The organism is Leclercia sp. W17, assembly GCF_003336325.1.
Lineage (GTDB): Bacteria > Pseudomonadota > Gammaproteobacteria > Enterobacterales > Enterobacteriaceae > Enterobacter.
In genome coordinates this window covers 1,700,523-1,723,346 of the sequence record NZ_CP031101.1, presented here as the reverse complement: position 1 = coordinate 1,723,346, position 22,824 = coordinate 1,700,523, and the positions used below count along the sequence as shown (strand labels likewise).

Below are 22,824 nucleotides of genomic sequence, written 5' to 3'. Positions count from 1 at the left end.
GGGGTTTGAGCATCGTCAGGTGATTAGCCCTGCAGCAGAGACAGAACCTGCTGAGGAACCTGGTTAGCTTTCGCCAACACGGAGTTACCCGCCTGCTGGATAATCTGCGCTTTAGACATATTTGACACTTCGGTCGCATAGTCAGCGTCCTGAATACGGGACTGCGCTTCAGACAGGTTGGTGGTGGTGTTGCTCAGGTTAGTGATAGCGGAATCCAGACGGTTCTGAATAGCACCAAGAGAAGAACGGAAGGTATCTACAGTAGAGATAGCGTCGTCGATAGAAGCCAGCGGATCTTCAGTAACCTGATCACCCTGAGTCACTTTACCCGTGGTAGTGTCCAGAGTAGCTTTGTACATTACTTCTTTGCCGTCAGCGTTTGCGCCTTTAACAACGTAGCCGCTACCGTCTTTCAGAGCAAACAGTTGTGCATTGGTAACGTTGCTTACGCCAGACAAGTCAACGTTTACCGCTGCGCCTGGTTTGCCGATTTCAGTCAGTGCGCTACCTACGTTAACGCCTGCACCCAGAGCAGCTGCGGTGCTGGAATCGAAGGATACTTTACCAGTCGCGGCATCAACGGTAGCAGTAGCGTAGTTAGTACCATCAGAAGAAACCAGATAGTTACCATTCTGATCCAAGAACATTTCCGGTTTAGCTGCAACGTTAGAATCAGTACGACCGGTGATGTCGTCAGCCTTCATCATCTGGCCGTTGCCGACGTTGATATCTTTACCAGCTGCTGCAGTAGCAGTAGTAATCGAAGATGCAGATGAGCTGTCGAACTTCAGAGAGTTGGTATCTTTGTCGTAGGTCGCGTCGTAGAAGGTTGTACCATCGCTGGACACCAGCAGTTTGTCTGGATGAATCGCCACGGGTTTAACAGACACCTCAGAGTCATTTAAGATGACTTAAAGAGAGGTGCCCATGAGCGGTAAGCGTTATCCCGAAGAGTTTAAAATTGAAGCGGTAAAACAGGTTGTTGATCGCGGCCATTCTGTTTCCAGCGTGGCAACACGTCTCGGTATCACCACCCACAGTCTTTATGCCTGGATAAAGGCATATGGCCCGGATTCCTCAACCAATAAAGTCCAGTCAGACGCTCAGGCCGAGATCCGACGCCTCCAGAAAGAGCTGAAGCGGGTTACCGACGAACGGGACATATTAAAAAAAGCCGCGGCGTACTTCGCAAAGCTGTCCGACTGAGGTACGCCTTTATCCGTGACAACACCCATTGCTGGCCTGTCCGACTGCTTTGTCGGGTGCTGGATGTGCATCCGAGTGGTTTTTACGCCTGGCTTCAGCAGCCGGATTCACGGCGGCATCATGCTGACCTGAGGCTGACGGGGCTGATAAAGCAGTTCTGGCTGGAGTCGGGTTGCGTTTATGGTTATCGCAAGATCCACCTCGACCTGCGGGATACCGGACAACAGTGCGGAGTTAACCGTGTCTGGCGACTGATGAAGCGAGCCGGGATAAGGGCTCAGGTCGGGTACCGTAGCCCACGGGCACGTAAGGGTGAAACCAGCATCGTGACGCCCAACAGGCTCCAGCGGCAGTTCAACCCGGAAGCACCGGATGAGCGTTGGGTAACGGACATCACTTACATCCGGACTCACGAAGGCTGGCTGTATCTGGCTGTGGTTGTTGACCTGTTCTCGCGCAAAGTTATTGGCTGGTCAATGCAGCCCGGATGACAAAGGATATTGTCCTGAATGCACTTCTGATGGCCGTGTGGCGACGTAATCCTCAAAAGCAGGTGCTGGTTCATTCTGATCAAGGCAGTCAGTACACAAGCTATGAGTGGCAGTCGTTCCTGAAATCATACGGGCTGGAGGGCAGTATGAGCCGTCGCGGTAACTGTCATGACAACGCAGTCGCAGAAAGTTTTTTCCAGCTACTGAAACGTGAACGGATAAAGAAAAAGATCTACGGAACGCGAGAAGAAGCCCGCGGTGATATTTTTGATTACATCGAAATGTTTTATAACAGTAAGCGTCGGCATGGTTCGAGTGATCATATGCCACCAACTGAATACGAAAACCAATATTATCAGCGGCTCGGAAGTGTCTAGATTATCTGTGGCGATTCACATTGAAGACTGGTTCTTGTTGATGTTGTTCTGAGTGATCAGCGAGAGGCTGTTGGTATTAATGACTTGTGCCATGATTTCGTTTCCTGTTGTTCATCAAATCTTGAGTTAGATTTGGGTTTCCACCCTTCGGCTTCTTCGCCGTCATGAGTGTTATCGTCTGGTCCAAAACAACCTTTAGAATTTTTTTACGGATCTCATGATTTTTTTTAGCCACAGAAATACTCCTCTCTACTCCCGCTTTTCTTGCCATTAAAAAAAGAAATTAATCGTAAACTTTGTCCTATAAAGGCCGATAACCCATTTATTCGTTTTACGTGTCGTTACTTTAAGGAACTAAAATGGCAAGTATTTCTACGTTGGGAGTCGGTTCAGGTCTGCAGTTAGGGGATATTCTGGACAGTCTTACCGCCGCACAAAAAGCGCAGTTGACGCCGATCTCTAATCAGCAATCTTCCTATACGGCAAAACTGAGCGCTTACGGCACGCTGAAAAGCGCCTTGGAATCTTTCCAGACCGCCAATACCGCATTAGGTAAAGCCGACCTGTTTACGGCCACCACGACGACCAGCAGTACCACCGCATTCAGCGCGACCACTACAGGCAGTGCGCTGGCCGGGAAATACACCATTGAAGTCACGCAGCTTGCCAAGGCACAAACCCTGACAAGCGGCGTACAGAAAGACAATAAAGCGGCCATCGCCACCAGCGACAGTAAGATCACGATTCAGCAAGGCGGCGATAAAAAACCGGTCACCATTGATATCAGCGCGGCAAACTCCTCGCTGACCGGGATCCGCGACGCGATCAACAAAGCCGATGCGGGTGTCAGCGCCAGTATCATCAACGTTGGGAACGGTGAATATCGCCTGTCTATCACCTCGAAAGAGACCGGTGAAGACAATGCGATGACGATTAGCGTAAGTGGCGACACCGCGCTGCAATCCTTCATGGGCTACAACGGCACCAAAGGCGACAGCAGTAACGGTATGGAAGAGAGCGTGACCGCTCTGAACGCCCTGCTGAAGGTCAATAACGTTGATATCGAAAACAGCAGCAACACTATCAGCGATGCGCTGGAAGATATCACCCTGAACCTGAGCGACGTCACCACCGGTAACCAGACTTTAACCATAACTACTGACAACACCAAAGCCACGAAGGCGATTAAAGACTGGGTGACGGCCTATAACGCACTACAGGATACGTTCAGCAGCCTGACCAAATATACCGCTGTGGATGCGGGGGCCGATGCCCAGAGCAGCAGCAATGGCGCCCTGCTGGGTGATACCACGTTACGAACCATCCAGACTCAGTTAAAGAGCCTGCTGAGCAGCTCTGTGGGCGGCTCCACCATTAAAACGCTGTCGCAGGTGGGGATCACAACCGATCCGGATAGCGGCAAACTTGAAGTAAATGACGACAAACTGAATGCGGCGATGAAAACCAGCGCTTCAGGGATTAAAGATCTGCTGATTGGTGATGGTAAAACAACCGGTATTACCACCACTATTGGCAAAAGCACCACCAGCTGGATCTCCAGTACCGGCATTATTCAGGCCGCGAAGGATGGCGTCAGCAAGACGCTGAATAACTTAACGACTCAGTATAACGCGGCCAGTGCGCGAATTGATTCGATGGTCGCACGCTACAAAGAGCAGTTTACTCAGCTTGACGTGATGATGAACTCGCTGAACTCCACCAGTAGCTATCTGACTCAGCAGTTCGAAAATACCAGCAGTAAAAATTAATCTGAACCAAGGGGATTAACATGTACGGCGCAAAAGGCACGCAGGCCTACGCAAAAATTGAGGTTGAAAGCGCGGTGATGAGTGCCAGCCAGCAGCAGCTGATTATCATGCTATTTGATGGTGCTCTCAGCGCGCTGGTCCGTGCGCGTCTGTTCCTGCAGGACGGTAACATCCCTGCAAAAGGCCAAGCGCTTTCAAAAGCCATTAATATTATCGAAAATGGGCTGAAATTGGGCCTGGATGAAGATAATGGTGATGAGTTAACACAAAACCTGATCGGCCTTTATGCCTATATGGTCCGCCGTCTTCTGCAGGCGAACGTGCGCAATGATGTCAACGCCATCGAAGAGGTGGAAAATCTGCTGCGTAATATCGCTGACGGCTGGAAGGAAGCGGCTGGCTCGCCACATTTGATTCAGGACGCCGTCTAATGACCACTGCACCGCAAATCTACACCCTTTATCAGCAGTTACTTGATCACAGCAAGTTGATGCTGCGGCTCGCCAGTAATGGTTTATGGGATGAACTGATCGCCTGTGAAACAGATTATGTTAATGCGGTGCATACGCTGGCACGTGTCACTCAGGAATCTGAACTTCCTCTGCCGTTACAGGAGCAGCTAAAACCTACTCTGCGTAGGATTCTGGACAACGAAAGCCAGGTCAAAGTGCTGTTGCAGAGCCGGATGGATGAACTGTCGAAAATGGTGGGGCAAACATCCATTCAAAAATCGGTGCTCTCCGCTTACGGCAAACAGGGTGGGCATGTTCTGGTCCCCCAGGCGCATCAGGAATAGCGATTACCCTGACGTGCGAAAAGGTTTCGCTTCGTACGTCAGGCATTTCTGCAAACCGTATTCCATACTAGAGATCCTTGATCTCCTGGAGCACGGAAGATGAAAAACCCCACCCTCTTGCAGTTCTTCCACTGGTATTACCCTGAAGGCAGTCAACTCTGGCCGGAAGTGGCCGAGCGCGCCGATGGCTTAAATGATATCGGTATCAACATGGTCTGGCTGCCCCCAGCGTATAAAGGCGCGACCGGCGGCTACTCTGTCGGCTATGACTGCTACGATCTTTTCGATCTCGGCGAGTTCGATCAAAAAGGATCTATTCCCACCAAATATGGTGACAAAACCCAGCTGCTTGCCGCTATCGACGCGCTGAAACGCAACAATATCGCGGTTCTGATGGACGTAGTCGTGAACCACAAGATGGGCGCCGATGAGAAAGAGGCTATCCGCGTTCAGCGGGTTAACGCCGACGATCGCAATCAGATCGATGACGAGATTATCGAGTGTGAAGCCTGGACCCGCTACACCTTCCCGGTTCGCGCCGGAAAGTATTCAAATTTCATCTGGGATTACAAATGCTTCAGCGGCATCGACCATATCGAAAACCCTGATGAAAATGGCATCTTCAAGATCGTCAATGATTACACCGGTGATGGCTGGAACGATCAGGTCGATAACGAGATGGGGAACTTTGACTACCTGATGGGCGAAAACATCGATTTTCGTAACCGTGCGGTAACCGAGGAGATCAAATACTGGGCGCGCTGGCTGATGGAGCAAACCCATTGCGACGGCTTCCGTCTGGATGCGGTAAAACATATTCCGGCCTGGTTCTATAAAGAGTGGATCGAACATGTCCAGGAAGTGGCGCCGAAACCGCTGTTTATCGTGGCGGAATACTGGTCGCCAGATGTTGATAAACTGCGACAATATATCGATCAGGTGGAGGGGAAAACCATGCTATTTGACGCCCCGCTGCACATGAAGTTTCACGAAGCCTCGCTACAGGGGCGTGATTATGACATGAGCCAGATCTTTACCGGCACCCTGGTGGAGGCCGCTCCGTTCCATGCGGTGACCCTGGTCGCTAACCACGACACCCAGCCGCTACAGGCGCTTGAAGCCCCGGTCGAAGCCTGGTTTAAGCCGTTGGCCTATGCCCTGATTTTACTGCGCGAAAATGGCGTTCCCAGCGTCTTCTACCCCGACCTGTACGGCGCCAGCTATGACGATACCGGTGGTGACGGCGAGATGTACCACATCGATATGCCGGTGATTGAGCAGCTCGATCAGCTGATCCTCGCCCGACAGCGCTTTGCTCACGGCATTCAGACCCTGTGGTTCGATCACCCTAACTGCATCGCCTTCAGCCGCAGCGGCACTGACGATAATCCCGGCTGCGTGGTGGTGCTCTCTAACGGTGACGAAGGTGAAAAAACCATTACGCTTGGGGAAAACTACGGCAATAAAAGCTGGAAAGATTTTCTCGGTAACCGCGAGGAAGTGGTAATGACCGACGAAACCGGTACCGGCGTCTTTACCTGCAACGGCGGCAGCGTCAGCGTGTGGGTTATAGAAGCGGAATAGTCGTGCGTTGATAGCCGGGCGGCGTTGCCCCTGCCCGGCCTGCAAATCCCTTAAGGCAGCTTGCTCTCAAGCGGATTTTTACTCAGGTAATTTGCACACTCGACGGTAGGTTTGTCGACGCGCTGCAGGATCATGCCATCGTACTCAATAGCGGAGCCTTCCCGCTCCAGCGGGTAGATATCCAGCTTGCGGGTGACGTTGTAATAATCGTCAGAACGCAGCATGATTTTCCCCGGCACGGCCACCACGCGCTGCCACTGTCGGCAATCGAGGGTATCCCCCTCTTGTGTCACGACCAGCGTCGCGATCGCTTCCGGGCTGACCATGCTGCTCTGCGGCCCTTTCGACTGCCAGTAACCCGCCAGTTCAGCCGGGACAGGATGTTTGATCACATCCTGATATCTGTCGACCTGCACACAGCCGGTTAAGGCCAGCAGCCCCGCTATAATTGCTATTTTTTTCATCATGATTCCGTCTATGTCGAAAAAAATAGTGTGGCATTAAAGCGGTCACGTCGCCAGCACTACGAGGACTAAAGCTGCAACGGCACAATATGACTGTGCAATTTTTATAAACTACGAAGATCGCCTAAGAGCGGGCTAAACAACAGTGGGTTAAATACTTTGTAAACACCAGTCTTCTAAGTTCGGCTAGAGCGATTGGTGTTTCCTGTACCATACATGCCCCACAGACAAATTTGAGTAACCTCTTTCTCAAATCAACTCTACTTGTTTAAAGGTTTAAGCGTCTGCAGCACTATCTCAGCCAATCCGTTTGTAAGACTTCAAGTATGAACCGCTTCTTACACCAGCAGATCATCATTCAGCGTTCGTTGGATAAAGGACTACTCCCGCCCCATCCCTTCGTCCCCTTCCAGGGCCTCGCTTTTTATTGCTTCACCGTCATTCATATCAGAGACTTGCCCTGAAGCCTAGCGAACTGAGTTTGCCCGTCAAAAAGTATAAGCAGCACTTCGCCTGCGGTTAATTTCAGTTCTGGCTCTATAACGGCATAACCGTCGGCCTTCTTGATGATGAGCCAGTCTGAAGTGGTAAGCATGTTATGAAGATTGAGCAGGCTGGCTATTTATGTAGTCGGTGGCTGGAGATGCAAATACCTGTCAGAGCCCTCTGTTCGGGTTATAGATGATCAACAGGCGATTGTGGGCACATGTCAACCACTGTATACATACGCAGCACCTCCAGTTATGACTGTCGATCATGTCGCCGATGAATGCTAAACTCCCGCATCTCTCAGAATTTACTGATTTATATATGCTAAAGCTATTCGCCAAGTACACATCGATAGGTGTTATCAATACGCTAATACATTGGGTAGTATTCGCCATATGTATCTATATGTTCCGTTCCAATCAGGCCCTGGCAAATTTTGCAGGTTTCGTAGTTGCTGTCAGTTTCAGCTTCTTTGCGAATGCCAGATTCACATTCGAAGCCAAGACAACCGCCCTGCGTTATATGCTTTATGTTGGCTTCATGGGTACGTTGAGCGCAGCTATTGGCTGGGCTGCAGATAGATGCGGGATGGCGCCAATTGTTACCCTGATCGCATTCTCCGCCATCAGTCTAGTGTGCGGTTTCATCTACTCGAAATTCATTGTCTTTAGGGATGCGAAATGAAAATTTCTCTAATCGTGCCGGTCTTCAATGAAGAAGACGCCATACCTCTTTTCTACAAAGCGGTTCGTGAGCTTGAAGAACTAAAACAACATGAAGTTGAAATAGTTTTCATTAATGACGGAAGTAAAGATGCGACAGAATCAATAATTAATGCGCTTGCGGTTTCCGATCCGCTAGTTAAGCCTCTGTCATTCACCCGTAACTTCGGGAAAGAGCCTGCATTATTTGCTGGACTAGATAACGCCACGGGCGACGCGGTTATCCCGATAGACGTTGACCTGCAGGACCCGATTGAGGTAATTCCTCACCTTATTGAGAGATGGCAATCGGGTGCAGACATGGTTCTCGCTAAACGCTCAGACCGTTCCACCGATGGCAGACTGAAACGCAAGACTGCTGAGTGGTTCTATAAGCTACACAATAAAATAAGCTACCCACAGATTGAAGAAAACGTTGGTGATTTCCGCCTGATGTCCCGTGAGGTTGTGGAAAATATCAAATTAATGCCAGAGCGCAATCTATTCATGAAAGGCGTACTGAGCTGGGTTGGCGGCCGTACTGATGTTGTTGAATACGTCCGCGCAGAGCGCGTAGCTGGTAGTACTAAATTCAATGGATGGAAGTTGTGGAACCTGGCGCTGGAGGGGATAACAAGTTTCTCTACCTTCCCTCTTCGTGTGTGGTCTTATATAGGGTTAGGTGTTGCAAGTGTGTCATTCATATATGGCGCATGGATGATCATAGACACGCTGGCATTTGGGAACCCGGTTCGAGGCTATCCATCTTTATTAGTGTCTATACTTTTCCTTGGTGGAGTACAGCTTATTGGAATAGGTGTGCTTGGAGAGTATATAGGAAGAATCTATGTGGAAACCAAGCAAAGACCTAAGTATCTAATTAAGGGTAAAAAATAATGAAAAAAAGTTACCAGTTGTATTTCCTTAGTACTTTGGTGCTAGTACTCCCAATTATAATTGCTAACGTTTACTATAGCGATGATATAAACAGATCAATTAATGGCTATACTATGTGGGGTATAGATGGACGACCTTTATCAGATAATTTAATGACAATACTCAATTTTAATAGTCATTTATCTGATACGGCACCGCTTCCCCTGTTACTTGCCGTAACTATTCTCGCCCTTGCGCTTAGTATCTTTTTTAAAAACACACTTAACGCCGATAAAAGATATATATTTTTACCTATCTCTTTTCTGATTAGCCCATTCATTATTGAACCGCTTTCTTATAGATTTGACAGTCTAACAATCTCGGCATCAATATTCTTTGCGTTTGCCTTTATTAGCATTGAAACAAAAAACAAGATAGTTTCCTTCTTGTTGAAAACAGGCTTTATTGTATCCGTTTTTTCATTCTATCAGCCGTCTATTAATATTGTACTCACCTTAATATCCGTGGAACTTTTCATTAACATGAAGTTCCAGAAACATGCGAGTTACATATTAAAATCATTGGTAGTGAAATTATTTTCTCTTATTATTGGCTCTGTAATATATATGAAAGTAGTCCTACCCTTAACTCATTCAGGAGATAACACAAGTAATCATCCGGGCATTTCAGATAATATCTTTGCACGCACACTGAGTAATGCCTCGGCATACTACCAATTCTTTTGTGATAATGTTGTCCTGAATTATGGAAAAACATTATTGTTAAGCTCACTGATAGTTTCAATCGCACTATCCATGGTAATATGCATAACGTATTATAGGGTTAACAAAGGCAAGATGGATATCATCGTATCCATAATCGGCATAATCGCCACTCCATTGACTTTTATCGCCTCGATGATAACATTATTGCTTCTTGAAAATCCGTTAGTCACTTTCGCCAGAGTATATATTGGAATTAATGGCTTAGTTCTATTTATATTTACATTAATTTTTTTGACTTTAAAATCAACTCGCTTATCAAATTATATTCTTTTTATTCCAGCAATGTACATAGCTTCATTTTCTTTCTCTTACGGTAATGCATTACGCATGCAAAATGTTACCAACATGCATGTGGTAGAGGTAATAAAGCAAGCCCTTAAAGAAACACCTGACAATAGTGTGAAGATATTGTTCAACGGAGACGCTCCCAAATCGCCAGTTTTAATAAACTCAGAAAAAAACTATCCCTTGCTAAAAACAATAGTTCTTAATTACTTTTATAATTGGTTTGGCGCATATACTTATATGAAATTGAATGGAGTGAAACAAGATTATCCTGATTTTTCTAGCGAAAGCACCACTGCTTTCATCTCAGGTTACTGTAATTCAGAGGTAATTTACTCATCTTCGAGTATCAAAATCTACAAGGACGCAGATAATGTGATGGTAGATTTTCAAAAAAACACTTGCAATTAGTATTTTCCGCCCGCAATGTGGGCGGAAATCTATTAAAAACCTTACATCACCATACCGTAAATAATTGAAGCCTCTCTAGAATATGCAATGAGTCTAATATTTATTGGCACACCAGACTCACCCTTTACATACCCAACAACTTGGTTAAGTGATGCATTAACATCTCCTCTAAAGCTACATTCAGCAGAGTTAATATTTATCGATCAATTATTTTCTGCCTCCCTTCATTACCTCCCAACAACTCCAGGTCAGAATCTGACAATTCTCGTCTCCGAACCTAGATGCGCGGCCGTTAATAAATTTATTGGGGAGCCGTTTGAGTGCCCTTGGCCATTGGGTAATGACTCCAACTTACTGATAGTGTTTTATGTTCAGATAATGCCCGATGACCTTGTCATGAAGCTCCACCGATTTTGAGAACGACAGTGACTTCCGTCCCAGCCTTGCCAGATGTTGTCTCAGATTCAGGTTATGTCGCTCAATGCGCTGAGTGTAACGCTTGCTGATAACGTGCAGCTTTCCCTTCAGGCGTGATTCGTACAGCGGCCAGCCATCCGTCATCCATACCACGACCTCAAAGGCCGACAGCAGGCTCAGAAGACGCTCCAGTGTGGCCAGAGTGCGTTCACCGAAGACGTGCGCCACAACCGTCCTCCGTATCCTGTCATACGCGTAAAACAGCCAGCGCTGACGTGATTTAGCACCGACGTAGCCCCACTGTTCGTCCATTTCAGCGCAGACAATCACATCACTGCCCGGTTGTATGCGCGAGGTTACCGACTGCGGCCTGAGTTTTTTAAGTGACGTAAAACCGTGTTGAGGCCAACGCCCATAATGCGTGCACTGGCGCGACATCCGACGCCATTCATGGCCATATCAATGATTTTCTGGTGCGTACCGGGCTGAGAGGCGGTGTAAGTGAACTGTAGTTGCCATGTTTTACGGCAATGAGAGCAGAGATAGCGCTGATGTCCGGCAGTGCTTTTGCCGTTACGCACCACGCCTTCAGTAGCGGAGCAGGAAGGACATCTGATGGAAATGGAAGCCACGCAAGCACCTTAAAATCACCATCATACACTAAATCAGTAAGTTGGCAGCATTACCTGGCCATTGCTAATTATATTGCCTCAGCTTTATCTGATGCGCAACTTTCTCTTTGCGCAGGATATTCGGCCCAAACATCACCATTAATGACTCAACACCAAATCACATTGCCAGAAGTAGGCAGAATAGTTTAATCGCCATCGTCAGAAAAGCCCCGCGCGTTTTCTATCAATTGTTAGATTGCTTCTCCATAGTTTTTTACCGATGCCGTAGCGCTGGCTGTTAATGCAACTTACACGGTCTGGCCTGCGGAAGAAGGAAAATGTGAGCGCAAGTCGCTAAGGTTCAGAAGACACCCAACTTTATCGAAGTCGGTAAATTCTGTATTACCCTAATTAAATGAATCAAGTGCATCCTGCGTGTAATAGATATTATCAGTTGTCTTAAACGGCACCCCATCTGGATCCGAAACGGTTGCGCCAGTTGTAAAATAACTCCAGGCAAGGTACATATTTAAACGACTGCTTCACTTGCTGTGTAAGATAGTTAACCCCATCGACAATATAGTACCTTACCCGTATACGAACTGACACTTCGCAACGGTGGGAAAAAATGAATTGTTGGCTTTCGAGGCGAAGTTTCTCGCTCGAAGAGAGGCGCATGAAACTACCCAGTCGAATCAGCTGGTCGCTATCGAGGCCTTTTTTATTGATGGCGTTCAGCTTTAAATTAATTAATCGACAGTTCAGGGAGCAGTATCAATGGCACACTACAAGTTCACAAACCACAGAGCTCGAATGTAAAGCTGTTCAGCAAATTGGCTATGGAGCAACTTATTCATATAAGGCTAAGATGGATTAACCGTGAGGATTTCATCCTATAGTATAGGGATTTGACGGTCGTCACGGGACGATTTATCACGACGAATGTCCCCTTTGGGATTCATCAGATTATTGGACCGGGAAGAGTGATAGTTACGATGCATTTTTCACTCTTCACGACCATTTGATTATGCTGCTGCACAGCCATATAAGCGAGATGGAAGCTGGCAATACGTTGGACGGGATACTAAAATAAACGTCACTCTGTACTACTCTCCCTGGCGACTTGGCAATGTCAACCGAGCTAAATCATCAGGCTCTGACGGAACCTTGTGTCGGCTGGAACGCATATAATGGCTGACATTATTACCACCGCTGTAGAGATTAAAAAGCTTCAGCCTAACGCTGTCCTTTTCGCTCACCGCCTCAAACATAACACCTTATCAGTAACGCATGGCCGATCATCGCGCAAAACAAAATAAACATTATCAATCTAGACGCTGATGAATGGGGTACCCGTAGTGTAGTTGACCGTAGCTCTAAAAGCGTCAGGGCAAGGAAAAGTCTTGGCGTTCCGATTACTGCAAAGAACAGGAAAATAGCTGGTCAATTGTACGCATCAGTCTGCTTTTCAATAAAAATGGGGAGTTTTAATTATGCTGCTCAGTTCATAAAATCATCTAACTTCAGGAGGTTTGGTGTTTAAAGTAAGGAAATAACTGTCACTGAGTTGGCGCGGAAATGATTTGGGTTCAAGAAAATGGAGATCAGCACAAACGCGCTTGGTCGTTACCATTCCATCATTCGCAACATGTGGCCGCGAAGAGGTGAGATAGCCTGGCATGGTCGATATTCCGGGAAGACCTGCTATTTATTAGAAAAGATTTGCTGATCGCGAATCAGGTTTTTAAAAGGGACCCAAGGCTACGGAAAAAGGACGAGCTATACCTACAGTGAATAACTATATGAGTATAACTACAGTTATGTACCTGATCGCAACGGACAGCGGCTATATTAAATTTAACCCATTTTCATGGTATATCTCCGCTTAAAACATCACGCACCGAATCTGAGCGTTAATCCGGGATAGGTTCATCAGACTGATTGATGCGTGCAGGCATAAGCAGCTAAAAAACATATGGCCCCTTGCGGTTTACTCTGAGATTCTTTACGGTGAACTCGTTTCGTTAGTCTGGAAAGATATCGATTCTATTGCGAGCATCATGACAAGCCGCCTGAACTATGCTCTGACAGAAAAGTTTATGTTTACTAAAATTGAGTCCAAAACGAACGGAGTGATTAATCTGCTCCAACCTGCGATAGCTATACTAAAAAATCAGGCGGATATGACCCGCCTCGAAAAGCAGTATGAAATCGAGATACAGTTGCGCGAATATGGAAGGTCAGAAAAGCATCCATACACTTTCGTGTTCAACCCACAAATTGCCATGCGTAATGATCGGACAGGGCCTCATTATCCGGTAGGCTCCGTAAACTAGATCTGGGAAGGCGCAATGCGTCGCGCCGGGATTCGCTACCGCAACCATATCAATCCTGCCACACTTACGCATGCTGGTTATGGACTGCAGGGCCCCCCAATTTTATAACCAAGCAAATAAGTCACTCGGATGCCCAGATGGTTTATCGCGTATATGGATCCTGGATGGCCGAAAACAACCAGGACCAAGTGATCATTCTGAACCTGAAATTATCTGACTTTGTCTATCAGTGCCCCACGCAATAGGATCTGATGTATAAAGCGGATAAATTACATTATGTTAGGAAACCTAAACCTGCATAGACATGACGTCCTGATACGCCTGCATCAGTTTATTACGCACCTGAATACCCATCTGCATCGACACCGATGCTTTTTGCATATCGGCCATCACATCGTTCAGACCAATGCCCGGTACGCCGAGGGTGAATTTTTCGCCCTGCACGCGCGCCGCGGTTTGCGTGTCGCTGATCCGGTCCAGCGCCGCATGCAGCTGGCCCGCGAAGCTGACCGTCGACTGCACATCAGCCACGTTCTGATTACGCGCAGACATCGCCGTTGCCTGCAGCTGGCTGATGACGCTTTCAATGCCCTGTATTGCCATGACTTTCCCCTGATGGTTTTCTACGCGCTCAAGAGTAGCAGTCTGTCAATGAGATAAAGGCGCTAAATAGCGTTAAAAAACCAGGTTATTTGACGCATAGAAATTCCCGTTTCAACAAATAATGGCACAGCCATGATTATGGAATTTTTTGTGTGTTTGCCGACCCGGGAGTCTGTTTTGTTTCTCCACACTAATAATGAAATCCACGATGAGTCGCGAGGTGCGCTATGAGTGCGTCAGCAACAACAAGCCCTCAAACTAAATCTCTCGAATGGATGAGCCGCTTGCGCGCGAACCCTAAAGTGCCGTTGATCGTGGCAGGCGCTGCCGCCATCGCGATTGTTGTCGCTATGGTCTTATGGGCCAAACAACCAGACTACCGCACGCTCTTCAGCAACCTTTCCGATCAGGATGGCGGCGCTATCGTCACCCAGCTCACCCAGATGAACGTCCCTTACCGCTTCGCGGATAACGGCGGCGCGCTGGAAGTCCCCGCCGATAAAGTTCATGAACTCCGCTTACGTCTTGCCCAGCAAGGTCTGCCGAAAGGCGGGGCAGTAGGCTTTGAACTGCTGGATCAGGAAAAATTTGGCATCAGCCAGTTCAGCGAACAGGTGAACTATCAGCGCGCGCTGGAAGGCGAACTGGCCCGTACCATCGAAACGCTGGGTCCGCTGAAAAGCGCCCGTGTTCACCTGGCCATGCCGAAACCGACCCTGTTTGTCCGGGAGCAAAAAGCCCCTTCGGCATCCGTCACCGTTAATCTGCAGCCAGGCCGCGCGCTGGACGAAGGGCAGATCAGCGCGGTGGTGCATCTGGTCTCCAGCGCCGTGGCGGGTTTACCGCCGGGTAATGTGACCCTGGTGGACCAGACGGGTCGCCTGTTAACCAAATCCAATACCGGCGATCGCGATCTCAATGACGCGCAGCTGAAATATGCCACTGATGTGGAAAATCGCATTCAGAGCCGCATCGAAGCCATTCTCGGGCCGATTGTAGGAACAACCAACGTTCATGCCCAGGTCACCGCGCAGATCGATTTCTCCGATAAAGAGCAGACCGAAGAGCAGTATCGTCCGAACGGCGATGCCGCCCAGGCGGTGATGCGTTCGCGTCAGGTAAACGAAAACCTGCAGGTGGGCGGCCCCTTCCCAGGCGGCGTACCGGGTGCGCTCTCTAACCAACCTGCCCCGGCCAACACGGCGCCGATTAATGCGCCAGCGCAGAATCAGCAGAACGGTCAGCAGGCGAATCAGCAGCAAACGACGGCTGCGGCCAATTCCGGCCCGCGCACCAGCAGCCGCAACGAAACCACTAACTACGAAGTCGATCGCACTATTCGCCACACCAAAATGAACACCGGTGATGTGCAGCGCCTCTCCGTAGCGGTGGTTGTCAACTACAAAACCCTGCCGGACGGTAAGCCGCTACCGCTGACCGCCGAGCAGATGAAACAGATCGAAAACCTGACCCGTGAAGCGATGGGTTACTCAGAGAAGCGTGGCGATACCTTAAACGTCGTGAACTCGCCGTTCAGCGCGGTTGACGATAACAGCGGTGAGCTGCCGTTCTGGAAAACCCAGTCCTTTATCGCGCAGATGATGGATGCCGGTCGCTGGCTGCTGGTGGTGATTGTCGCCTGGCTGCTGTGGCGTAAAGCGGTACGTCCGCAGCTGGTACGCCGCGCCGAAGAGGCGAAAGCGCTGAAGGAGCAGACCACGCTGCGTCAGGAAACAGAAGAAGCGGTGGAAGTCCGTCTCAGCAAAGACGAGCAGCTGCAGCAGCGCCGTGCTAACCAGCGCATGGGCGCTGAAGTGATGAGCCAGCGTATTCGCGAAATGTCAGATAACGATCCGCGCGTCGTGGCGCTGGTCATTCGCCAGTGGATGAGTAACGAAAATGAGTAACCTTACCGGAACGGATAAAAGCGTCATTCTGCTGATGACCATTGGCGAGGACCGGGCGGCAGAGGTGTTCAAACACCTCTCCCGGCGCGAAGTGCAGGTTCTCAGTGCGGCAATGGCCAACGTGCGTCAGATCTCCAACAAACAGCTGACTGACGTGCTGTCGGAGTTTGAGCAGGAAGCGGAACAGTTTGCGGCGCTCAACGTCAATGCCAACGAATACCTGCGTTCGGTGCTGGTCAAAGCTCTCGGCGAAGAGCGCGCGGCCAGCCTGCTGGAAGATATTCTCGAGACCCGCGATACCGCCAGCGGCATCGAAACGCTCAACTTTATGGAGCCGCAGACCGCAGCCGATCTTATTCGCGACGAGCATCCGCAGATCATCGCCACCATCCTGGTCCACCTCAAGCGTGGTCAGGCGGCGGATATTCTGGCGCTGTTCGACGAGCGCCTGCGTCACGATGTAATGCTGCGTATCGCCACCTTCGGCGGCGTCCAGCCGGCGGCGCTGGCGGAACTGACCGAGGTGCTGAATGGCCTGCTCGACGGCCAGAACCTCAAGCGCAGCAAAATGGGCGGCGTGAGAACGGCGGCCGAAATTATCAACCTGATGAAAACGCAGCAGGAAGAGGCGGTTATTACTGCAGTGCGCGAATTCGACGGCGAACTGGCGCAGAAAATTATCGACGAGATGTTCCTGTTCGAAAACCTGGTCGACGTGGACGACCGCAGTATCCAGCGCCTGCTGCAGGAAGTGGACTCCGAATCGCTGCTTATCGCCCTCAAAGGCGCCGAACAGCCGCTGCGCGAGAAGTTCCTGCGCAACATGTCCCAGCGTGCGGCGGATATCCTGCGCGACGACCTTGCCAACCGTGGTCCGGTGCGTCTGTCTCAGGTGGAAAACGAACAGAAAGCGATCCTGCTTATTGTGCGTCGTCTGGCAGAAACCGGCGAGATGGTCGTAGGCAGCGGCGAGGATACCTATGTCTGATGAACTGCCGTGGAAGGTCTGGACCCCGGACGACCTCTCCCCTCCCCGCGCGGAATTTGTCCCTGCGACGGTCGACACTGCCGGGCTGGGTGAGGAGGAGGACGAGCCAGAGCTGAGCGAAGAGGAGCAGCGCGCGCAGCAGCTGGCGCAGATCCAGATGCAGGCGCACGATCAAGGCTACGCGGCCGGGCTGAACGAAGGTCGGCAGAAGGGCCAGGAGCAGGGCTATCAGGAAGGTCTGGCTCAGGGGCTGGCCCAGGGTTTAGAGCAGGCGCGTACCCAGCAGGCGCCGATCCATGCCCGGATGCAACAGCTGGTGAGCGAGTTCCAGAATACGCTGGACGCGCTGGACAGCGTTATCGCTTCGCGCCTGATGCAGATGGCGCTCGAGGCGGCACGCCAGGTCATCGGCCACACCCCGCCGGTGGATAATTCATCGCTGATCAAACAGATCCAGAGTCTGCTACAGCAGAAGCCCTTATTCAGCGGCAAACCTCAGCTGCGCGTCCACCCGGACGATCTGCAGCGCGTGGAAGAGATGCTCGGCGCGACCCTGAGCCTGCACGGCTGGCGTCTGCGCGGCGATCCGACCCTGCATCACGGCGGCTGCAAAGTCTCTGCCGATGAAGGGGATCTGGATGCCAGCGTGGCAACCCGCTGGCAGGAACTGTGCCGCCTGGCGGCACCGGGAGTCATCTGATGACCGCTCGCCTCACCCGCTGGCTCACCACCCTCGACAACTTTGAAGCGAAGATGGCGCAGCTGCCCCCCGTTCGTCGTTATGGCCGTTTAACCCGCGCCACCGGTCTGGTACTGGAGGCGACGGGTCTGCAACTGCCGCTAGGGGCCACCTGCATTATCGAACGGCAAGACGGCAACGAGATCCACGAAGTCGAGAGTGAAGTGGTCGGCTTTAACGGCCAGCGTCTGTTCTTAATGCCGCTGGAAGAGGTCGAAGGCGTGCTGCCCGGCGCGCGGGTCTATGCCAAAAATTTCTCCAGCGACGGACTGCACAGCGGCAAGCAACTGCCGCTCGGCCCGGCGCTGCTCGGACGGGTGCTGGACGGCGCCGGTAAGCCGCTGGATGGCCTGCCCGCCCCCGACACCACCGAAACCGGGGCGCTGGTTACGCCGCCTTTCAACCCCTTACAACGCACGCCGATCGAGCACGTGCTGGATACCGGCGTTCGCCCGATCAACGCCCTGCTGACCGTCGGTCGCGGCCAGCGCATGGGCCTCTTTGCTGGCTCCGGCGTCGGGAAATCGGTGCTGCTCGGCATGATGGCCCGCTACACCCAAGCCGACGTTATCGTGGTGGGGCTGATTGGCGAGCGTGGCCGTGAAGTTAAAGATTTTATCGAGAACATCCTCGGTGCGGAGGGGCGTGCCCGCTCGGTGGTGATTGCCGCCCCGGCAGACGTCTCTCCCCTGCTGCGTATGCAGGGGGCCGCCTATGCCACCCGTATCGCCGAAGATTTTCGCGACCGCGGTCAGCACGTGCTGCTGATCATGGACTCCCTGACCCGTTATGCGATGGCCCAGCGTGAGATCGCCCTGGCGATTGGCGAGCCACCCGCCACCAAAGGCTACCCGCCTTCGGTGTTTGCCAAACTCCCGGCGCTGGTTGAGCGCGCCGGGAACGGCATCAACGGTGGGGGCTCCATTACCGCCTTTTACACGGTGCTGACCGAAGGCGACGACCAGCAGGATCCGATTGCCGACTCGGCACGTGCGATCCTCGACGGCCATATCGTCCTGTCGCGCCGTCTGGCTGAGGCGGGCCACTATCCGGCCATCGATATCGAAGCCTCCATCAGCCGTGCAATGACGGCACTGATTACCGAGAAGCATTACGCCCGGGTGCGTAACTTCAAACAGCTGCTCTCCAGCTTCCAGCGCAACCGCGATCTGGTCAGCGTAGGGGCGTATGCCAAAGGCAGCGATCCGATGCTCGACAAGGCGATTGCCCTGTGGCCGCATCTGGAGGCGTATCTGCAGCAGGGTATTTTTGAGAAGGCCGACTGGGAAAGCTCAATCCAGGCTCTGGAGATGATCTTCCCGCAGGTGTAACAGGGTAGAGGGCGAATGTCATGGCACAACACGGCGCATTAACCACGCTGAAAGATCTGGCCGAGAAAGACGTTGATCATGCCGCGCAGCACCTTGGGGTGATGCGTCGCGGACAACAACAGGCGGAAGAGCAGCTGAAGATGTTGATTGACTACCAGCATGAGTATCGCACCAACCTCAATACCGATATGACACAGGGCATCGGCAGCCAGCGCTGGATCAACTATCAACAGTTCATCCAGACCCTGGAGAAAGCGATCGAACAGCATCGTCAGCAGGTGGTTCAGTGGAGCAATAAAGTCGACCTTGCGCTGACGGCCTGGCGAGAGAAAAAACAGCGTTTACAGGCCTGGCAGACGCTGCAGGATCGCCAGATTGCCGCCGCAACCCTGGCGGAAAGCCGTCTCGATCAGAAAAAAATGGATGAATTTGCCCAGCGGGCAACAATGAGGACCCCGGAATGATCACCCTTCAACAATTGCTTTCGAGCGACAGCGATCTTACGGCTGGCACGCGGGGCGGAAAAGCGGCCGACGGCGCGCAGGATTTTCTTGCCCTGCTGGCGGGCGCGTTAAGCGATGCTAAAGGTCAGGGCAAAGATGTCGGCCTGACGCTAAACGATCTCCAGACATCGGGCGGCAAGTTCGCCAAAACGGCGCTGCAAACCGGCGCCGCTGATAGCGACGTTGACGCCGATGCCGGCAAGCTTGCCGAGCTGCTGGCGCGTCAGGATCTGACGCTATCCGATGAAGATGCCAGCCAGCCGGGGCTGGCGCACGGCCTGCTGCCGGTCGCCAAAAGCGAGGTGCTGAAATCGCTGACCCAGGCCGCTAAAGAGGCTGACAGCAAAACGGAGCTCAGCGAGGAAGAGCTGGCGGGATTAAGCGCCTTAATGGCGATGCTGCCCCACCAGCAGACCGCAACTGCGGCTACGCCTCAGTCAGTGAGCGCCGGGAGTCTGGATGTGAAGGCGTCGCTGAACGGCGATCGTGGTCGTCAGCCAGCGCTGGATACCGATGCGCTGCGCACCGCAAAAACCGTGGCCCAGGATAAAGGTGCGGAGCTTGCTTCCGATAACCAACTGACGCCAGCCGTCGCCGCGGCAACGACCAAACAGGGCGCAGAGAACACGCCATCCCCGACCGGGCCAACCGCCACGATGGGGCCGATTGTCAGCAATCTTACCTCTGCTCAGCCGACGATGGCCGCCGCACCGGTGGTCAGCGCCCAACTGGGCAGCAATGAATGGCAGCAGACCATCAGCCAGCACATCACGCTGTTCACCCGTCAGGGTCAGCAGAGCGCCGAGCTGCGTCTGCACCCGGAAGATCTGGGCCAGGTGCAAATCACGCTTAAGCTGGATGATAACCAGGCGCAGCTGCAGATGGTGTCTGGCCACAGCCACGTTCGCGCGGCGCTGGAAGCGGCGCTGCCGGTGCTGCGTACTCAGCTGGCGGAAAACGGTATTCAGCTTACGCAAAGCAGCATTAGCAGTGAAAACTTTAACGGCCAACAGCAATCCTCTTCTCAGCATCAGCAGCAGGCATCCCGCGCCGGCAATGCTGGCGGATTTGATGAAGAGAGCGATGAGCTGCTGGCGGCACCGGCCTCCCTGCAGTCTGCAGCACGTGGAAATAGTGCTGTCGATATCTTCGCCTAAACCTAAACGCCAGAGGTAGCGTGATTATCCCCGTCTTTTCGACCCTTTGACGGCGACAGGACACGGGATAATCACCACATTAGCAGTCCCGAAACAGGAAGCACGCAACAGATGACTGACTCCGCCATCACCAAAAAAAGTAAGCGTTCCATCTGGATCCCGCTGTTGGTGTTAATTACGCTCGCCGCCTGCGCCACCGCAGGTTACAGCTACTGGCGTATGAATAAAGCCCCTTCAGCCGAAGCCAAAGTGGAGCCACCACCACCGGCGGCACCTGTCTTTTTCGCGCTGGATACCTTCACCGTTAACCTGGGCGACGCCGATCATGTCTTTTACGTGGGCATTACGCTGCGTCTGAAAGACGAAGCCACGCGCGCGCGTCTGAGTGAATACCTGCCGGAAGTGCGTAGCCGTCTGCTACTGCTGTTTTCTCGTCAGGATGCCACCCAGCTCTCTACCGATGAAGGTAAGCAGAAGCTGGTGGAAGCCATTAAGCAAACGCTGGCCGCGCCTCTGATCAGCGGTCAACCTAAGCAGGAAGTCACCGACGTTCTGTATACAGCTTTCATTCTGCGGTAACGACATGGGCGACAGTATTCTTTCTCAGGCGGAAATCGATGCGCTGCTCAACGGCGACAGCGATAAAGCCGACGAACCAAAAGCGGGCCTGGCGGGCGAAAGTGATATTCGCCCCTACGATCCCAATACCCAGCGTCGCGTGGTGCGCGAGCGTCTGCAGGCGCTGGAGATCATCAACGAACGTTTTGCCCGTCAGTTCCGTATGGGGCTCTTTAACCTGCTGCGTCGTAGCCCGGATATTACCGTCGGCGCGATCCGCATTCAGCCGTATCATGAGTTCGCCCGTAACCTGCCGGTGCCGACGAACCTCAACCTGATCCATCTGAAACCGCTGCGCGGCACGGGTCTGTTCGTCTTCTCGCCAAGCCTGGTGTTTATCGCCGTGGATAACCTCTTCGGCGGCGACGGACGGTTCCCGACGAAAGTGGAAGGGCGTGAGTTCACCCACACCGAACAGCGCGTCATCAACCGCATGCTGAAGCTGGCCCTTGAGGGTTACAGCGACGCATGGAAGGCGATCCACCCGCTGGACGTGGAGTATGTCCGTTCCGAGATGCAGGTGAAGTTCACCAACATCACCACCTCGCCAAACGACATCGTGGTTAACACCCCGTTCCACGTGGAGATCGGCAACCTGACCGGCGAATTCAACATCTGCCTGCCGTTCAGCATGATTGAGCCGCTGCGCGAAGTGCTGGTGAACCCGCCGCTGGAAAACTCCCGCCATGAAGATCAGAACTGGCGTGAGAACCTGGTGCGCCAGGTTCAGCACTCCCAGTTAGAGCTGGTGGCCAATTTTGCCGACGTGCCGCTGCGTTTGTCGCAGATCTTAAAATTAAAACCCGGCGATGTTCTGCCGATAGAAAAACCCGACCGCATCATTGCGCATGTGGATGGCGTGCCCGTGCTGACCAGCCAGTATGGCACCGTGAATAATCAGTACGCGTTACGCGTTGAGCACCTGATCAACCCGATTTTGAATTCTCTGAATGAGGAACAGCCCAAATGAGTGATATGAACAATCCGTCCGATGACAACACCGGAGCACTGGACGATCTGTGGGCTGAGGCGTTAAACGAACAAAAAGCACCGGCCAGCAAAAGCGTTGCCGACTCGGTATTCCAGCAGCTGGGTGGCGGCGACGTCAGCGGTACGCTGCAGGATATCGATCTGATTATGGATATCCCGGTCAAGCTGACCGTGGAGCTGGGCCGTACCCGCATGACCATCAAAGAGCTGCTGCGCCTGACGCAGGGTTCCGTCGTGGCGCTGGATGGCCTGGCCGGTGAGCCGCTGGATATTCTGATCAACGGCTACCTGATCGCCCAGGGTGAAGTTGTGGTTGTCGCCGATAAGTACGGCGTGCGTATCACCGACATCATTACCCCGTCTGAACGTATGCGTCGTCTGAGCCGTTAA

At 51.9% G+C, this 22,824-nt stretch carries 21 protein-coding genes and 3 pseudogenes; 19 read left to right on the top strand and 5 right to left on the bottom strand.

Features of this window, described 5'->3' with window-relative positions; all coding sequences use genetic code 11:
- Positions 1-23 precede the first annotated feature (23 nt).
- Positions 24-302 (bottom strand): annotated as a pseudogene (locus DVA44_RS08375) (flagellin); the annotation flags it as partial.
- Between the two features lie 625 nt (positions 303-927).
- On the opposite strand from DVA44_RS08375, the pseudogene DVA44_RS08370 reads away from it, so the two are divergent.
- A pseudogene (locus DVA44_RS08370) lies at positions 928-2,074 on the top strand (IS3 family transposase).
- 18 nt (positions 2,075-2,092) lie between these two features.
- Here the strand turns inward: DVA44_RS08370 and DVA44_RS25945 are convergent.
- Positions 2,093-2,167: pseudogene (locus DVA44_RS25945) on the bottom strand (hypothetical protein); the annotation flags it as partial.
- 266 nt (positions 2,168-2,433) lie between these two features.
- Here DVA44_RS25945 and fliD point away from each other — a divergent pair.
- The 4 genes from fliD to amyA all read left to right on the top strand — a co-directional run bounded on the left by fliD (position 2,434) and on the right by amyA (position 6,223).
- Positions 2,434-3,843 carry a flagellar filament capping protein FliD gene (fliD, locus tag DVA44_RS08360; RefSeq protein WP_114386222.1) on the top strand — a complete coding sequence of 470 codons (1,410 nt, stop codon included), beginning with the start codon at positions 2,434-2,436 and terminating at the stop codon, positions 3,841-3,843.
- A 20-nt stretch (positions 3,844-3,863) separates the two neighbouring features.
- On the top strand, positions 3,864-4,274 hold the full coding sequence (fliS, locus tag DVA44_RS08355) for a flagellar export chaperone FliS (protein WP_114386221.1): 411 nt from the start codon (positions 3,864-3,866) through the stop codon (positions 4,272-4,274).
- Complete coding sequence (gene fliT / locus DVA44_RS08350; RefSeq protein WP_114314563.1) at positions 4,274-4,639, top strand: flagella biosynthesis regulatory protein FliT; 366 nt, start codon at positions 4,274-4,276, stop codon at positions 4,637-4,639. Before fliS ends, fliT begins: the two co-directional genes overlap by 1 nt.
- A 99-nt stretch (positions 4,640-4,738) precedes the next feature.
- A complete protein-coding gene (amyA, locus tag DVA44_RS08345) occupies positions 4,739-6,223 on the top strand; it encodes an alpha-amylase (protein WP_114386219.1) in 1,485 nt (494 codons plus the stop codon).
- A gap of 50 nt (positions 6,224-6,273) precedes the next feature.
- Here amyA and yedD read toward each other — a convergent pair whose 3' ends face one another.
- Entirely contained in the window at positions 6,274-6,687 is a 414-nt protein-coding gene (gene yedD / locus DVA44_RS08340) for a lipoprotein YedD (RefSeq protein ID WP_103822444.1), read from the bottom strand.
- Positions 6,688-7,497: 810 nt separating this feature from the next.
- On the opposite strand from yedD, the gene DVA44_RS08330 reads away from it, so the two are divergent.
- The 3 genes from DVA44_RS08330 to DVA44_RS08320 are packed head-to-tail and all read left to right on the top strand — an operon-like array spanning position 7,498 to position 10,234.
- A complete protein-coding gene (locus DVA44_RS08330) occupies positions 7,498-7,860 on the top strand; it encodes a GtrA family protein (protein ID WP_114388386.1) in 363 nt (120 codons plus the stop codon).
- Positions 7,857-8,774, top strand: a complete 918-nt coding sequence (locus tag DVA44_RS08325) for a glycosyltransferase family 2 protein (protein ID WP_114386217.1) — start codon at positions 7,857-7,859, stop codon at positions 8,772-8,774. Before DVA44_RS08330 ends, DVA44_RS08325 begins: the two co-directional genes overlap by 4 nt.
- A complete protein-coding gene (locus DVA44_RS08320) occupies positions 8,774-10,234 on the top strand; it encodes a glucosyltransferase domain-containing protein (protein WP_114386215.1) in 1,461 nt (486 codons plus the stop codon). Before DVA44_RS08325 ends, DVA44_RS08320 begins: the two co-directional genes overlap by 1 nt.
- A gap of 351 nt (positions 10,235-10,585) precedes the next feature.
- Here the strand turns inward: DVA44_RS08320 and DVA44_RS08315 are convergent.
- Positions 10,586-11,283 (bottom strand): IS1 family transposase gene (locus DVA44_RS08315; RefSeq protein ID WP_094106546.1). Its coding sequence is split into 2 segments (ribosomal slippage): positions 10,586-11,034 and positions 11,034-11,283, totalling 699 coding nucleotides; the frame shifts between segments, so codons are not numbered across the junction.
- 1,258 nt (positions 11,284-12,541) lie between these two features.
- Between DVA44_RS08315 and DVA44_RS26215 the strand changes: the two genes are divergently transcribed.
- Together DVA44_RS26215 and DVA44_RS25935 are read left to right on the top strand one after the other, a co-directional pair.
- Positions 12,542-12,805 (top strand): Arm DNA-binding domain-containing protein, encoded by a 264-nt coding sequence (locus DVA44_RS26215; RefSeq protein WP_371413863.1) that lies wholly within the window; start codon positions 12,542-12,544, stop codon positions 12,803-12,805.
- Positions 12,806-13,322: 517 nt separating this feature from the next.
- Positions 13,323-13,598 (top strand): hypothetical protein, encoded by a 276-nt coding sequence (locus DVA44_RS25935; protein WP_246843607.1) that lies wholly within the window; start codon positions 13,323-13,325, stop codon positions 13,596-13,598.
- 288 nt (positions 13,599-13,886) lie between these two features.
- On the opposite strand, the gene fliE is transcribed toward DVA44_RS25935, so the two are convergent.
- Entirely contained in the window at positions 13,887-14,201 is a 315-nt protein-coding gene (gene fliE, locus DVA44_RS08305) for a flagellar hook-basal body complex protein FliE (protein WP_103822445.1), read from the bottom strand.
- Positions 14,202-14,428: 227 nt separating this feature from the next.
- On the opposite strand from fliE, the gene fliF reads away from it, so the two are divergent.
- The 9 genes from fliF (at position 14,429) to fliN (ending at position 22,824) form a co-directional block, all read left to right on the top strand.
- Positions 14,429-16,108, top strand: coding sequence for a flagellar basal-body MS-ring/collar protein FliF (fliF, locus tag DVA44_RS08300; protein WP_103822446.1), 1,680 nt, complete (start codon positions 14,429-14,431; stop codon positions 16,106-16,108).
- Positions 16,101-17,096 carry a flagellar motor switch protein FliG gene (gene fliG / locus DVA44_RS08295; RefSeq protein ID WP_114386213.1) on the top strand — a complete coding sequence of 332 codons (996 nt, stop codon included), beginning with the start codon at positions 16,101-16,103 and terminating at the stop codon, positions 17,094-17,096. Before fliF ends, fliG begins: the two co-directional genes overlap by 8 nt.
- Positions 17,089-17,796 carry a flagellar assembly protein FliH gene (gene fliH / locus DVA44_RS08290; protein WP_114386211.1) on the top strand — a complete coding sequence of 236 codons (708 nt, stop codon included), beginning with the start codon at positions 17,089-17,091 and terminating at the stop codon, positions 17,794-17,796. The genes fliG and fliH overlap by 8 nt, the downstream gene beginning before the upstream one ends.
- A complete protein-coding gene (gene fliI / locus DVA44_RS08285; protein WP_103822449.1) occupies positions 17,796-19,166 on the top strand; it encodes a flagellar protein export ATPase FliI in 1,371 nt (456 codons plus the stop codon). The genes fliH and fliI overlap by 1 nt, the downstream gene beginning before the upstream one ends.
- A 20-nt stretch (positions 19,167-19,186) precedes the next feature.
- On the top strand, positions 19,187-19,630 hold the full coding sequence (gene fliJ / locus DVA44_RS08280) for a flagellar export protein FliJ (protein WP_114386209.1): 444 nt from the start codon (positions 19,187-19,189) through the stop codon (positions 19,628-19,630).
- The gene (gene fliK, locus DVA44_RS08275; protein ID WP_114386207.1) at positions 19,627-20,826 is read left to right on the top strand and encodes a flagellar hook length control protein FliK; all 1,200 of its coding nucleotides are present in this window, start codon (positions 19,627-19,629) and stop codon (positions 20,824-20,826) included. The genes fliJ and fliK overlap by 4 nt, the downstream gene beginning before the upstream one ends.
- A gap of 111 nt (positions 20,827-20,937) precedes the next feature.
- Complete coding sequence (gene fliL / locus DVA44_RS08270) at positions 20,938-21,405, top strand: flagellar basal body-associated protein FliL (protein ID WP_103180148.1); 468 nt, start codon at positions 20,938-20,940, stop codon at positions 21,403-21,405.
- Positions 21,406-21,409: 4 nt separating this feature from the next.
- Positions 21,410-22,414 carry a flagellar motor switch protein FliM gene (fliM, locus tag DVA44_RS08265; protein ID WP_103180149.1) on the top strand — a complete coding sequence of 335 codons (1,005 nt, stop codon included), beginning with the start codon at positions 21,410-21,412 and terminating at the stop codon, positions 22,412-22,414.
- Positions 22,411-22,824 carry a flagellar motor switch protein FliN gene (gene fliN / locus DVA44_RS08260; protein WP_103180150.1) on the top strand — a complete coding sequence of 138 codons (414 nt, stop codon included), beginning with the start codon at positions 22,411-22,413 and terminating at the stop codon, positions 22,822-22,824. The genes fliM and fliN overlap by 4 nt, the downstream gene beginning before the upstream one ends.